Below are 12,654 nucleotides of genomic sequence, written 5' to 3' on the forward strand. Positions count from 1 at the left end.
TCGGGACTCCCGGAAGTGTCGAGAACCGCGCCGGGCCGACGGAACCAGCGCGGGTAGTGGAGACGGGCGACCTCGCCGTCGCTGCGCAAGGCATGACAGCGGTCGAGCTGGAAGGGTTTGACGCCGCTGTCGCCGCGCGTGTCGATGACCTCGCCGGCAAAAGCCTGGATGACCGCCGTCGGCAGCACCTGGGCGAGTTCGGTGATGTGGGTGCAGCCGAGCACGCCGCCGACACGCTGCTGCAGCCCCTTGCGGAAGCCGCGCGCGAGGTTCAGGCCGATCAGCGAGCGGTAGGCCTCGCCGTGGTCGTCGCAGTGGCCGGCGTAGGGCATCCAGCGGGTCCTGGCGCCGGCGTCGACGACGTTCAACGAGGTGTCGACGACGAGCCGGATCAGCATGTCGTGGATCGGCGTGCCGGCCGGGCGCACTTCGCCGGCCAGGCGGGCGTCGCGGGTCTTGGTGTCGATAAGCGTCGCGTCGACCTCCCACAAACCGTCGTCCCGGGCATAGACCTGCACGTCGATCTGACGACGGTGCTTGAGCTGGCGTCGGGCCGCGGCGGGAGGAAGACTCATGGAGGAGGACAGGGCCGGCGGCTGGCCGCTGAAAAAGCGGCGGCAATGTAGCACGCGGCGCCGCGGCCGGCAGGCGGCGGCTGGACAAGCCCTGGACGGCGCTCGGGTGCGCGCCGTCGGCGCTTCACGCGACGATCAATCGAGCTCGGGATCGCCGTCATCGGCGGCGCCGATCGACGGCACGACACGGCGGATCACGTCGCCGTCGAAGCCCCGGCCGGCGAGAAAACGCATCTGCTTCGCGCGGCCGGCCGCATCAGCCGGCACGCTGCCGAAACGCCGGCGCCAGACCTCGCGTGCACGGTCCAGCTCGGTGCTGCGGGCCTGCTCGAGCGTCTGGGAGACCAGCTCGGGCGCCAGGCCCTTGGCCTGCAGGGTCTGGCGCAGGCGGCGGCTGCCGAAACGCGCGCCCTGCGTGAGCACCGACTCGGCGACCCGCGCCTCGCTCAGCAGCCCGGCGGCCTGCAGTTCGTCGAGTGCACGCGCGATGCGCTCGGCGGCGCTGGCGTCGGGGCCGTCCTCGGCGTGGCGGGCGAGCTTGCGCTCGAGCTCGGCACGCGAATGTTCGCGCTGCGCCAGATAACGCAGCGCGCGGCCTTTCAGCGAGGGGGCGGAGAAAGCCATCGAGGTGTCGACCGGGCCGGGTGACGGAGCATCACCCGGCCCCGGAAAGCCACCGGGGCGCGCTCGCGCCCCGGCCGCCGGCCTCAGGCGCCGGCTTCGGCGCCTTCGGCGGCGGGCAGCTGCGGAATGCCGAGCGACTCACGCACCTTGTTCTCGATCTCGCGGGCGATGTCGGGGTTCTCGCGCAGGAACTCGCGCGCGTTGTCCTTGCCCTGGCCGATCTTCTCGCCGTTGTAGGCGTACCAGGCGCCGGACTTCTCGACGATGCGGGCGTTGACACCCATGTCGATGATCTCGCCTTCGCGGCTGATGCCTTCGCCGTAGAGGATGTCGAACTCGGCGGTCTTGAACGGCGGCGAGACCTTGTTCTTGACGACCTTGACCTTGGTCTCGCTGCCGATGACCTCGTCGCCCTTCTTGATGTTGCCGGTGCGGCGGATGTCCAGGCGCACCGAGGCGTAGAACTTCAGCGCGTTGCCGCCGGTGGTCGTCTCGGGGTTGCCGAACATGACGCCGATCTTCATCCGGATCTGGTTGATGAAGATGACCATCGTGTTGGTCTTCTTGATCGTCGCCGTGAGCTTGCGCAGCGCCTGGCTCATCAGCCGCGCCTGCAGGCCGGGCAGCGAGTCGCCCATCTCGCCTTCGATTTCGGCCTTGGGCGTCAGCGCGGCGACCGAGTCGACGACGATCAGGTCGATCGAGCCCGAACGCACCAGTGCGTCGACGATCTCCAGCGCCTGCTCGCCGGTGTCGGGCTGGCTGATCAGCAGGTCCTGCAGGTTGACGCCCAGCTTCTGCGCGTACTGGATGTCCAGCGCGTGTTCGGCGTCGATGAAGGCGCAGGTGCCGCCGGTCTTCTGCATCTCGGCGATGACCTGCAGCGTCAGCGTCGTCTTGCCCGACGACTCGGGGCCGTAGATCTCGACGACGCGGCCGCGCGGCAGGCCGCCGACACCGAGCGCGACATCCAGGCCCACCGAGCCGGTGGACACGACCTGGATGTCCTCGATCACCTCGCCTTCGCCCAGGCGCATGATCGATCCCTTGCCGAACTGTTTCTCGATCTGGGCAAGAGCGGCCTGCAGGGCCTTGGCTTTCTCGGCGTTCAGCGGTTTCGGGGCGTCCATCGGGTTCTCCTTGATTGGCGCCGATTATTGCAGAAACTGGATATTCGTACAGTTCTTTGGTGGGCCCTCGACGGTGGGGTGAGCGCCGACTACACCCTGCCCTGTATCAAGAGGCAAGCCGTTAAAATTTCCACAGCCAGAGCCCGACGACGGGCCCGCCGACGGAGACAGTCATGCGCATCCTCATCGCCGAAGACGACCAGGTCCTGGCCGACGGCCTGTTGCGCTCCTTGCGCGCCTCGGGTTACGCGGTCGACCAGGTCGGCAGCGGCACCGAGGCCGACGCCGCGCTGTCGGCGCACGAGTTCGATCTCGTGATCCTCGATCTCGGCCTGCCCAAGCTGCATGGTTTCGACGTGCTCAAGCGCCTGCGCGCGCGTGGCGCGTCGGTGCCGGTGCTGATCCTCACCGCGGCCGACAGCGTCGAGCAGCGCGTCAAGGGCCTGGACCTGGGCGCCGACGACTACATGGCCAAGCCGTTCTCGCTGCAGGAGCTGGAAGCGCGCGTGCGTGCGCTGACGCGCCGCGGCCTGGGCACCGCCTCCAGCGTCATCAAGCACGGCCCGCTGACCTTCGACGCCACCGGCCGCGTGGCCTACCTCAACGACCAGATGATCGAGCTGTCGGCACGCGAGCTGTCGCTGCTGGAGGTGCTGCTGCAGCGCTCGGGGCGCCTGGTCAGCAAGGACCAGCTCGTCGAGCGCCTGTGCGAGTGGGGCGAGGAAGTCAGCAACAACGCGATCGAGGTCTACATCCACCGCCTGCGCAAGAAGATCGAGCAGGGCCCGGTGAGGATCGCCACGGTGCGCGGCCTGGGCTACTGCCTGGAGAAGATCGCGGCCTGACGGCCCACCCCCGAAGCCCCCCGGGACCTGCGCCCTCGACGGGGCGACACCCGCGGACCGGCGCAGCAGGCCCCTCGGCGTCCGCCCGGGAAGACCAGACGGTATCCTGAAGACGCATGGCGGCCCGCGAACAACGCTCCCTCTTCGGCGAGATCCTCGACTGGATGCTCGCGCCACTGCTGCTGCTGTGGCCGATGAGCGTCGCGCTCACCTGGCTGGTGGCGCAGAACATCGCCAACCGCCCCTACGACCGCGAGCTCGGCGTGATGGTGCGTGTCATCGCGCGCCAGGCCGCGGCCGAACACGAGATGCGGGCGCGCGCCAGCGACGCCGCGCGCCGCAGCCTGGAGCAGGCGGCGACGCAGCTGCTGCGCCCCGACGACAACGACAGCCTGTTCTTCCAGGTGCGCGGCGCGCGCGGCGAGCTCGTCGCCGGCGACGCCGACCTGCCGGTGCCCAGCGACGGCCCGCCGACCGTCGAGCCGCGTTTCCGCGACGACGTGATCCGCGACGAGCCGGTGCGCGTGGCCTACCTCTGGACCGGCGAGGACGCCGGCGGCAACGCCGGGCTGATCCAGATCGCCGAGACGGTGGACAAACGTTCGCGCCTGGCCACCGAGATCATCAAGGGCGTGATCCTGCCGCAGTTCGTCATCCTGCCGGTGGCGGTGCTGCTGGTGTGGCTGGCGCTGGCGCGCGGCATCCGCCCGCTGTCGGACCTGCAGCAGCGCATCCGCCAGCGCGACAGCACCGACCTGTCGCCGATCGAGGACCGCCACGTGCCCGAGGAGGTGGCGCCGCTGGTCGGCGCGATCAACGACCTGCTCGGCCGGCTCGACCAGTCGATCGCCGCCCAGCGCCACTTCCTCGCCGACGCCGCGCACCAGCTGAAGACGCCGCTGGCCGGGCTGCGCACCCAGGCCGAGCTGGCCGAACGCGAACTCGACTTCGGCCGCGGCGACACGCAGTCGATGAAGCACTCGCTGCAGCAGATCGCGCTGTCGAGCCAGCGCGCGGCGCACATGGTCAACCAGCTGCTGTCGATGGCGCGCGCCGAGGACAAGGAGCAGGCCCTGCGCAAGCAGGACGTCGACCTCGCCGCCACGGTGGTCGAGACGGTGCGCGACTTCGTGCCCAAGGCGATGGAGAAGCACATCGACCTCGGCTACGAGGGCCCCGACCCCGACAGCCGCGACGCCCGCCTGTGGGGCCAGCCGGTACTGGTGCGCGAGATGGTGCGCAACCTCGTCGACAACGCGCTGCAGTACACGCCCGCCGGCGGCACCGTCACCGCACGCGTGATGCCCGACCCCTTCGGCCAGGTGCTGGTGCTGCAGGTCGAGGACACCGGCCCGGGCATCGCGCCGGCCGAGCGCGAGCTGATCTTCCAGCCCTTCTACCGTGCGCTGGGCACCGACGTCGACGGCAGCGGCCTGGGCCTGGCCATCGTGCAGGAGATCGCCAACGTGCACGGTGCCGAGATCGGCGTCACCGACGCCGAGCTGCGCCCCGGCAGTGCGCACGGCACGCCCGGCGCGGTGTTCACGGTGCGCTTCCCGCTGAACGGCGACGAGGCGGCCGAGGGGTGAGTCGCGGGGTCAGAAAGCCTGGGGTCAGGTCTCGCGAGACCTGACCCCGCCATGTCGCGTCATGCCGATGCACGCGGCCGATGCGCGCGTCAACTCATCATCAGCCGTCGGCTGCGCGCCACGGACATCAGGATCCCCAGCCCCAGCCCCAGCGTCACCATCGCCGTGCCGCCGTAGCTGACGAAGGGCAGCGGCACGCCGACCACCGGCAGGATGCCGCTGACCATGCCCATGTTGACGAAGGCGTAGGTGAAGACGCTCAGCGACATCGCGCCAGCCAGCAGGCGCGAGAACACCGTCGGCGCCTCGCCGGCGATCATCAGCCCGCGGAAGATCAGGAAGACGAAGGCGAACAGCAGCAGCAGCACGCCGGCCAGCCCGAACTCCTCGCAGAAGGCGGCGAAGATGAAGTCGGTGGTGCGCTCGGGGATGAACTCCAGGTGGGTCTGGGTGCCGTTCATGAAGCCCTTGCCGGTCAGCCCCCCGGAGCCGATGGCGATCATGCCCTGGATGATGTGGAAGCCCTTGCCCAGCGGGTCCTGCATCGGGTCGAGCAGCGTGCAGACGCGGTGGCGCTGGTACTCGCGCAGGATCGGCCATTCGACGCCGGGCTGGCAGATCGTCGGCTCGGCGATGACCAGCGCGATGATGCCGGTGGCGCCCAGCACCAGCACCGGCACGATCAGCTTCCACGACAGCCCGGCGAAGAAGATCACGTACAGGCCGCCGGCCAGGATCAGCAGCGAGGTGCCCAGGTCGGGCTGGTGCATCACCAGCAGCACCGGCACGCCCAGCAGCGCCGCGGCGACGAGGAAGTCGGGCACGCGCAGCAGGCCTTCGCGCTTCTGGAACCACCAGGCGAGCATCAGCGGCATCGCGATCTTCAGGATCTCGCTGGGCTGGATGACGATGCCCAGGTTGAGCCAGCGTGTCGCGCCCTTCTTCGTGATGCCGATGCCCGGCAGCGCGGTCAGCACGACCAGCACGACGCCGACGACGTACAGCGGCACGGCGATCTGCTGCAGCCGCTGCGGCGGCACCTGCGCGACGACGAACATCACCACGAAGGCCAGCAGCATGTTGCGGCCGTGGTCGACGAAGCGCGTGCCGTGGTCGTAGCCGGCCGAGTACATCGTCACCAGGCCGATGGCGACCAGCAGCAGCAGCGCCGCGGCGAGCGGGCCGTCGAAGCCGGAGAACAGCGTCCTGACACGCTGCAGCACCGAGGGACGTTCGAACACCGCGTTCATGGCCGGGCGATCCTCTGCGGGGCGGGCACGGCGGCACCGACCGGCGGCGGCGCGAGCGCCGGGGCCGGCCGGCGTTCGTCCGGCCGCAACGGCGCCGACGGGGCCGACGCGGCCGGCGCAGCGGCCACCGCCGCACCGGCGGCGGCGATCTCCACCGCGATCGGGCCCTGGCCGGGCAGCGGCACGTCCTCGGCGCGCCGCGGCGTGCCGAGCGGCGCGCCGGAGCGGCCGCTGCGCACCGCGGCCAGGTCCTCTTCGCTCGGGTACTGGCCGAGCAGCAGGTAGTCGATGACGCGCCGCGCGATCGGCGCCGCCGACGCGGCACCGAAGCCGGCGTTCTCGACGATCACCGCCAGCACCACACGCGGCGCCTCCATCGGCGCCACCGCGGTGTACAGCGCGTGGTCGCGCTTGTGCTCCTCGAGCTTGGCGGCGTTGTACTTCTCGTTGGAGCGGATCGTCACCGCCTGCGCCGTGCCGGTCTTGCCGCCGCTGGTGTACGGCGCCCCGGCGAAGGCGCCGGCGCCGGTGCCTTCCAGCACCACGCCCTGCAGCGCGCGCATCACCACGGCGACGTTCTCGGGCTTGAGCGCCAGCGGCTCGCGCGGCTGGGCGGCGACCTGGCGCCGTTCGCGCGTGATGACGTCCTCGACCTCGCGCACCAGGTGTGGCGTGTAGCGCTGGCCGCCGGAGGCCAGCGTGGCCATCGCGTTGGCGATCTGCAGCATCGTGAAGTGGTTGTAGCCCTGGCCGATGCCCAGCGAGATCGTCTCGCCGGCGTACCAGCGCTGCTGGTCGGCGCGCTTGTAGGCGCGGCGCTTCCAGTCGGTGGACGGCAGCACGCCGGTGACCTCGCCCTCGAGGTCGATGCCGGTGCGCTGGCCGAAGCCGAACGGCGCCATCAGGTCGTGGATCAGGTCCACGCCCATCTCGTTGGCCAGCGAATAGAAGTAGACGTTGCTGGACTTGACGATCGCGCGGTGCATGTCCACCGGCCCGAGCGCGATGTCGCCGTGGCTGCGGAAGGTGTGGTTGCCGAAGGTCCAGCTGGCGTTGTCCTGGATGACCGTCGAGGCGCTGCGTTTGCCCGACTGCAGCGCGGCCATCGCCATGAACGGCTTGTAGGTCGAGCCCGGCGGGTAGGTGCCGCGCAGCGCGCGATTGAGCAGCGGCCGGTCGATGCTCTCGTTGAGCTCGCGCCAGCTCTCGACGTCGATGCCGTCGACGAACAGGTTGGGGTCGAAGCTCGGCTTGCTGACGAAGGCCAGGATCTCGCCGTTGCGCGGGTCGATCGCGACGAGTGCGCCGCGGCGCTCGCCGAACAGCTGCTCGACCAGCGCCTGCAGCTTGATGTCGATGGACAGCACGAGCTTGTTGCCCGGCGTCGGCGGGTGGCTGGCCAGGCGGCGCACGGCGCGGCCGTTGGCGCTGGTCTCCACCTCCTCGAAGCCGGTGGTGCCGTGCAGCTCGCGCTCGTAGCTCTGCTCCAGGCCGAGCTTGCCGATGTACTCGGTGCCGCGGTAGTTGTCCTGCTGCTCCTCGGGCCAGTCGGACATCGCCTTCTTCTCGGCCTGGTTGATGCGGCCGATGTAGCCCAGCAGGTGGCCGCCGACCTCGCCCAGCGGGTACTGGCGGAACAGCCGCGCCTTGACGTCCACGCCCGGGAAGCGGAAGCGCTGGGCCAGGAAACGCGCCACCTCCTCGTCGCTGAGCTTGGTGCGGATCGGCAGCGACTCGAAGCCCTTGCTCTCCTCGAGCTGGCGCTTGAAGCGGCGGCGGTCGCGGGGCTGGATCTCGACGTGCTCGGCGATGCGGTCGATCAGCTCGTCGAGCTCGACGTCGCCGATGCGCGACGGCGTGATCTCCAGCGTGTAGGCCGAGTAGTTGGTGGCCAGCACGACGCCGTTGCGGTCGACGATCAGGCCGCGGTTGGGCACGGTCGGCACGACGGCGATGCGGTTGTTCTCGGCCTGCGTCGCCAGCTCGTCGTGGCGCACCACCTGCAGGTACACCAGGCGCGCGGCGAGCAGGCCGAAAGCGACGAGAACAAAGGCCGCGGCGGCGATCAGCCGGGCACGGAAACGCCCGAGTTCGAGCTCGAGGTCCTTGATCTCGGTCACAGCGGCCGATTCTCGTCCGGATCCGGCGCGCGGCGCTGCGGCGCCAGCAGCACGATCGTGACGAGCGGCCAGATGAGGGCCTCGATCACCGGCGCCAGAAACATCCACCAGCCGGGGAACATGCCGCCGGCGGCCAGGCGCACGACGAGCGCGACGAGGTGGGCGGCGAAGAACAGCGGCGCGATCTGCAGCGCCTGCTCGACGACCCCGAACCACAGCAGCCGGCGATGCACGAGGGTCGCGGCATAAGCCAGCAGCGAGTACGCCAGCGCGTGCTGGCCGAGCAGCGCGCCCTGGTGCACGTCCAGCAGCAGACCGAAGAAGAAGCCGACGCCGACACCGACGCGGCGCGGCTGGTGCACGGCCCAGAACACCAGCACCACGGCGAGCAGGTCCGGGATCGCCGGGTGGCGCCCGAACGGCAGCAGCATGAAGGCGAAGGCCAGCAGCAGCGTCAGCGCGATGAAGAAGGGGTTGACCGGCAGCAGCAGCTGGTCGGAGCCGCGGGGCATGATCATCGGCGGCCGCTCCCCTTGCGCCGCGCGACCTCGGGCGCCGCCGGCGCCGGCTCGGGCCGCGGCGGCAGCATCGCCGCCAGCGGCTCCAGCACCAGCACGTGGCGCACGCCGTCGCTGCCCGCCGCCGGCGCCAGCGTGATGCGCGCGAAGCCCGATTCCGAGCGCCGTTCGACCGCCACCACCTTGGCCACCGGCAGGCCCGGCGGGTAGACGCCGTCCATGCCGCTGGTCTGCAGCTCGTCGCCGGCGCGCACGTCGTCGTTGGCCGAGGTGAAGCGCAGCTCCATGCCGCCGGCGACGCCGAAGGCGGCGCCGCGCTGCTGGGTGCGCACGTTGAGCACCGGGATCGCGGCGTCCTTGTCGACGAGCAGCGTGACCTCGGAGGTCAGCGCGAAGACGCGCGTGACCTGGCCGAGCACGCCGTGCTGGTTGACGACCGGCGAGCCGGCGACCACGCCCTGGGCCTGGCCGCGGTCGATGACGACCTTGCGCGAGTACGGGTCGGCAGCGTCGTACAGCACCTCGGCGGCCTGCGAGCGCACCGCCAGCGCCGGCTTCAGGTCCAGCAGCGCGCGCAGCCTGGCGTTCTCGGCGGCCAGCGCGCCGGCACGCGCCAGCTGGTCGGCGCTGAGCGCCAGCTGCGCCTGCGCCTCGCGCTCGGCGGCGCGTGCGGCCTCCAGGCCGCGCAGGTAGTCGGCGCCGCCGAAAACCAGTTCGACCGGCACCGCCAGCGCCCGCTGCACCGGCAGCAGCACGATGGCGATCGCCTCGCGCACCGGATCGGCAATGCGCAGCCGCACGTCGGCGACCATCAGGAAGAAGGCCAGCGCGGAGAAGAAGACGAGCTTGGTCAGCGCCGGGGTGCCCTGGCGGAAGAAGGGCGGCGGCGTGCGGTCGAGCGTACCCAGCGGCATGTCGGCTCGCGGCGGGTCAGGACAGGCGGCGCGCGCCCAACGGCCGGCCGGCCGTGCGGGGACACGCGTCGCAGGGGTTCACGCCGTCACTCGGACGTGAAGATGCTTCCCAGGCGCTCCATGCGCTCCAGCGCCATCCCGCAACCGCGCACGACGCAGGTCAGCGGGTCTTCGGCGACGAGCACCGGCAGGCCGGTTTCCTCGGCGAGCAGGCGGTCCAGGTCGCGCAGCAGCGCGCCGCCGCCGGTGAGCATCATGCCGCGCTCGGCGATGTCGGCACCGAGTTCCGGCGGCGTCTGCTCGAGCGCGTTCTTCACCGCGCTGACCATCTGGTTCAGCGGGTCGGTCAGCGCCTCGAGGATCTCGTTGGAGCTGATCGTGAAGCTGCGCGGCACGCCTTCGGAGAGGTTGCGGCCCTTGACCTCCATCTCCTTGACCTCGGAGCCGGGGAAGGCGCTGCCGATGTTCTTCTTGATCGCTTCCGCCGTCGGCTCGCCGATCAGCATGCCGTAGTTGCGGCGGATGTAGTTGATGATCGACTCGTCGAACTTGTCGCCGCCGACGCGGATCGAGCCCTTGTAGACCATGCCGCCGAGCGAGATCACGCCGACTTCGGTCGTGCCGCCGCCGATGTCGACGACCATCGAGCCCGAGGCCTCGGACACCGGCAGGCCGGCGCCGATCGCCGCGGCCATCGGTTCCTCGATCAGGTAGACGTCCGAGGCGCCGGCGCCCAGCGCCGACTCGCGGATCGCGCGGCGCTCGACCTGGGTCGAGCCGCAGGGCACGCAGATGATGATCCGCGGGCTGGGCCGTGTCATCGACCGCGGATGCACCATCTTGATGAACTGCTTCAACATCTGCTCGGTCACCGTGAAGTCGGCGATGACGCCGTCCTTCATGGGCCGGATGGCCTCGATGTTGCCGGGCACCTTGCCGAGCATGGCCTTGGCTTCGGCACCGACGGCCTGGATGGTTTTTTTGCCATTCGGGCCACCTTCGTGGCGGATGGCGACGACGGACGGCTCGTCGAGCACGATCCCCTTGCCGCGCACGTAGATCAGCGTGTTGGCGGTGCCGAGGTCGATCGCGAGGTCCGTCGAGAAATAGCGACGCAGGGAGGCGAACATGTGGGGAGACGGCGGTCGGGAGGCGGCTGGATCGAAAGGCGGGGCCTTGGCGCCTGGAGCGCGGGCGACGCGGTCGCACGGCCGGCTACCGACGAGGCATGTGGGGTAACCATAGATAATACCTGATCACCCCCCGCGCTTGCCCTTGGGCAAGCGCCCATTTGCACCTGTTTCCATGGCCCTCACACCGCAGGACGTGAGCCGCATCGCGCATCTGGCGCGGCTCGAGCTTCAGCCCGACGAAGAGCAGCGCATGCTCGCGCAGCTCAACGACTTCTTCGGCATCGTCGAGAAGATGAGCGCGGTCGACACCAGCGGCGTCGAGCCGCTGTACACGCCGCTGTCGGCGGTGCAGGAAGTCGCGCTGCGCCTGCGCGAGGACCGCGTCACCGAGAGCAACGAGCGCGAGGCCAACCAGCGCAGCGCCCCGGCCGTCGAGGACGGCCTGTTCCTCGTGCCGAAGGTGATCGAATGAGCGCCGCACTGCACCGGCTGGGCGTCGCCGAAACCGCCCGCGCGCTGCGCGCCAAGCAGTTCTCCAGCGTCGAACTCGTGCAGGCGCTGCTGGCGCGCGCCGACGCGCATCGTTCGCTCGGCGCCTTCCTGGCGGTCGACGCCGACGGTGCGCTGGCCGCCGCACGCGCCGCCGACGCCGCGCTCGCCGCCGGCAGCGCCCCGGCGCTCGCGGGCGTGCCGATCGCCCACAAGGACATCTTCGTCACGACGGACCAGCCGAGCACCGCCGGCTCGAAGATGCTGACGGGCTACCGCAGCCCCTTCGACGCCACCGTCGTCGCGCGGCTGAAGGCCGCCGGCACGGTGACGCTGGGCAAGCTCAACTGCGACGAGTTCGCGATGGGCTCGGCCAACGAGAACTCCGCCTTCGGCGTGGTGCAGAACCCCTGGGATACGACGCGTGTGCCCGGCGGCTCGTCGGGCGGCTCGGCCGCGGCGGTGGCCGCGCGCCTGGTGGCCGCCGCCACCGGCACCGACACCGGCGGCTCGATCCGCCAGCCGTCCAGCTTCTGCGGCATCACCGGCATCAAGCCGACCTACGGCGTGTGCTCGCGCTACGGCATGATCGCCTTCGCCTCCAGCCTGGACCAGGCCGGCCCGATGGCGCGTTCGGCCGAGGACTGCGCGCTGCTGCTGTCGGCGATGAGCGGTTTCGACGAACGCGACGCGACCAGCGCCGAGCGCCCGCCGCAGGACTACCACGCCCAGATGCTCGCCGTGCGCGAGGGCGCCAGCGCCACGCGCCCGCTGGCCGGCCTGCGCATCGGCCTGCCGCGCGAGTTCTTCCCCGAAGGCCTGTCGGCCGACGTCGCCGCCGCCGTGCGCGGCGCGCTCGCCGAGCTGGAGAAGCTGGGCGCGACGCTGGTCGACGTCAGCCTGCCGCGCACCGAGCTGTCGATCCCGGTCTACTACATCATCGCGCCGGCCGAGGCGAGCTCGAACCTGTCGCGCTTCGACGGCGTGAAGTTCGGCCACCGTGCAGCCCAGTACACCGACCTGCTCGACATGTACAAGAAGACGCGGGCGGAGGGCTTCGGGCCCGAGGTCAAGCGCCGCATCATGATCGGCACCTACGTGCTGAGCCACGGCTACTACGACGCCTACTACCTGCAGGCGCAGAAGCTGCGCCGCATGATCGCCGACGACTTCCAGGCCGCCTTCCGCGACTGCGACCTGATCGCCGGCCCGGTGGCGCCGACCGTCGCCTGGCAGCTCGGCGAGCAGGGCGACCCGCTGCAGGCCTACCTGGCCGACATCTTCACGCTGCCGGCCAGCCTGGCCGGCCTGCCGGGCATGAGCGTGCCGGCCGGCACCGGCGCCCACGGCCTGCCGGTCGGCCTGCAGCTCGTCGGCAACTACTTCGACGAAGGCCGCTTGCTGCACGCCGCCCACGCGCTGCAGCAAGCGACCGACTTCCACACCCGCGCCCCGGCCGGGTTCTGA

Annotated in this window: 12 protein-coding genes; 4 read left to right on the forward strand and 8 right to left on the reverse strand. The window is 70.7% G+C overall.

Annotation, left to right across the window (positions count from 1 at the left end; translation table 11 throughout):
- From G5B56_RS03720 to recA, 3 genes are all read right to left on the reverse strand, one after another.
- Positions 1-575, reverse strand: a 575-nt coding sequence (locus G5B56_RS03720; RefSeq protein ID WP_164962375.1) for a DUF2889 domain-containing protein, incomplete at its 3' end; no start/stop codon positions are given.
- A 135-nt stretch (positions 576-710) separates the two neighbouring features.
- Positions 711-1,199, reverse strand: coding sequence for a recombination regulator RecX (gene recX, locus G5B56_RS03725; protein ID WP_164962376.1), 489 nt, complete (start codon positions 1,197-1,199; stop codon positions 711-713).
- 83 nt (positions 1,200-1,282) lie between these two features.
- Positions 1,283-2,329, reverse strand: coding sequence for a recombinase RecA (gene recA, locus G5B56_RS03730; protein WP_009857918.1), 1,047 nt, complete (start codon positions 2,327-2,329; stop codon positions 1,283-1,285).
- Between the two features lie 173 nt (positions 2,330-2,502).
- Here recA and G5B56_RS03735 point away from each other — a divergent pair, with 173 nt between their 5' ends.
- Together G5B56_RS03735 and G5B56_RS03740 are read left to right on the forward strand one after the other, a co-directional pair.
- Positions 2,503-3,174, forward strand: a complete 672-nt coding sequence (locus G5B56_RS03735; protein WP_009857919.1) for a response regulator transcription factor — start codon at positions 2,503-2,505, stop codon at positions 3,172-3,174.
- A gap of 116 nt (positions 3,175-3,290) precedes the next feature.
- Positions 3,291-4,763 (forward strand): sensor histidine kinase, encoded by a 1,473-nt coding sequence (locus tag G5B56_RS03740; protein WP_164962377.1) that lies wholly within the window; start codon positions 3,291-3,293, stop codon positions 4,761-4,763.
- Between the two features lie 89 nt (positions 4,764-4,852).
- Here G5B56_RS03740 and rodA read toward each other — a convergent pair whose 3' ends face one another.
- The 5 genes from rodA to G5B56_RS03765 all read right to left on the reverse strand — a co-directional run bounded on the left by rodA (position 4,853) and on the right by G5B56_RS03765 (position 10,695).
- Complete coding sequence (gene rodA / locus G5B56_RS03745) at positions 4,853-6,013, reverse strand: rod shape-determining protein RodA (RefSeq protein WP_009857921.1); 1,161 nt, start codon at positions 6,011-6,013, stop codon at positions 4,853-4,855.
- Positions 6,010-8,133 carry a penicillin-binding protein 2 gene (gene mrdA, locus G5B56_RS03750; RefSeq protein WP_029718392.1) on the reverse strand — a complete coding sequence of 708 codons (2,124 nt, stop codon included), beginning with the start codon at positions 8,131-8,133 and terminating at the stop codon, positions 6,010-6,012. Before mrdA ends, rodA begins: the two co-directional genes overlap by 4 nt.
- The gene (gene mreD, locus G5B56_RS03755) at positions 8,130-8,651 is read right to left on the reverse strand and encodes a rod shape-determining protein MreD (RefSeq protein WP_164962378.1); all 522 of its coding nucleotides are present in this window, start codon (positions 8,649-8,651) and stop codon (positions 8,130-8,132) included. The genes mrdA and mreD overlap by 4 nt, the downstream gene beginning before the upstream one ends.
- Entirely contained in the window at positions 8,648-9,565 is a 918-nt protein-coding gene (gene mreC / locus G5B56_RS03760) for a rod shape-determining protein MreC (RefSeq protein ID WP_009856759.1), read from the reverse strand. The genes mreD and mreC overlap by 4 nt, the downstream gene beginning before the upstream one ends.
- An 86-nt stretch (positions 9,566-9,651) precedes the next feature.
- Entirely contained in the window at positions 9,652-10,695 is a 1,044-nt protein-coding gene (locus tag G5B56_RS03765) for a rod shape-determining protein (RefSeq protein ID WP_009856758.1), read from the reverse strand.
- A 175-nt stretch (positions 10,696-10,870) separates the two neighbouring features.
- Here G5B56_RS03765 and gatC point away from each other — a divergent pair, with 175 nt between their 5' ends.
- Positions 10,871-11,170 (forward strand): Asp-tRNA(Asn)/Glu-tRNA(Gln) amidotransferase subunit GatC, encoded by a 300-nt coding sequence (gatC, locus tag G5B56_RS03770; RefSeq protein ID WP_164962379.1) that lies wholly within the window; start codon positions 10,871-10,873, stop codon positions 11,168-11,170.
- Entirely contained in the window at positions 11,167-12,654 is a 1,488-nt protein-coding gene (gene gatA / locus G5B56_RS03775) for an Asp-tRNA(Asn)/Glu-tRNA(Gln) amidotransferase subunit GatA (RefSeq protein ID WP_164962380.1), read from the forward strand. Before gatC ends, gatA begins: the two co-directional genes overlap by 4 nt.

The sequence above is a fragment of the Rubrivivax sp. JA1026 genome (assembly GCF_011065555.1).
GTDB lineage: Bacteria > Pseudomonadota > Gammaproteobacteria > Burkholderiales > Burkholderiaceae_C > Rubrivivax > Rubrivivax benzoatilyticus.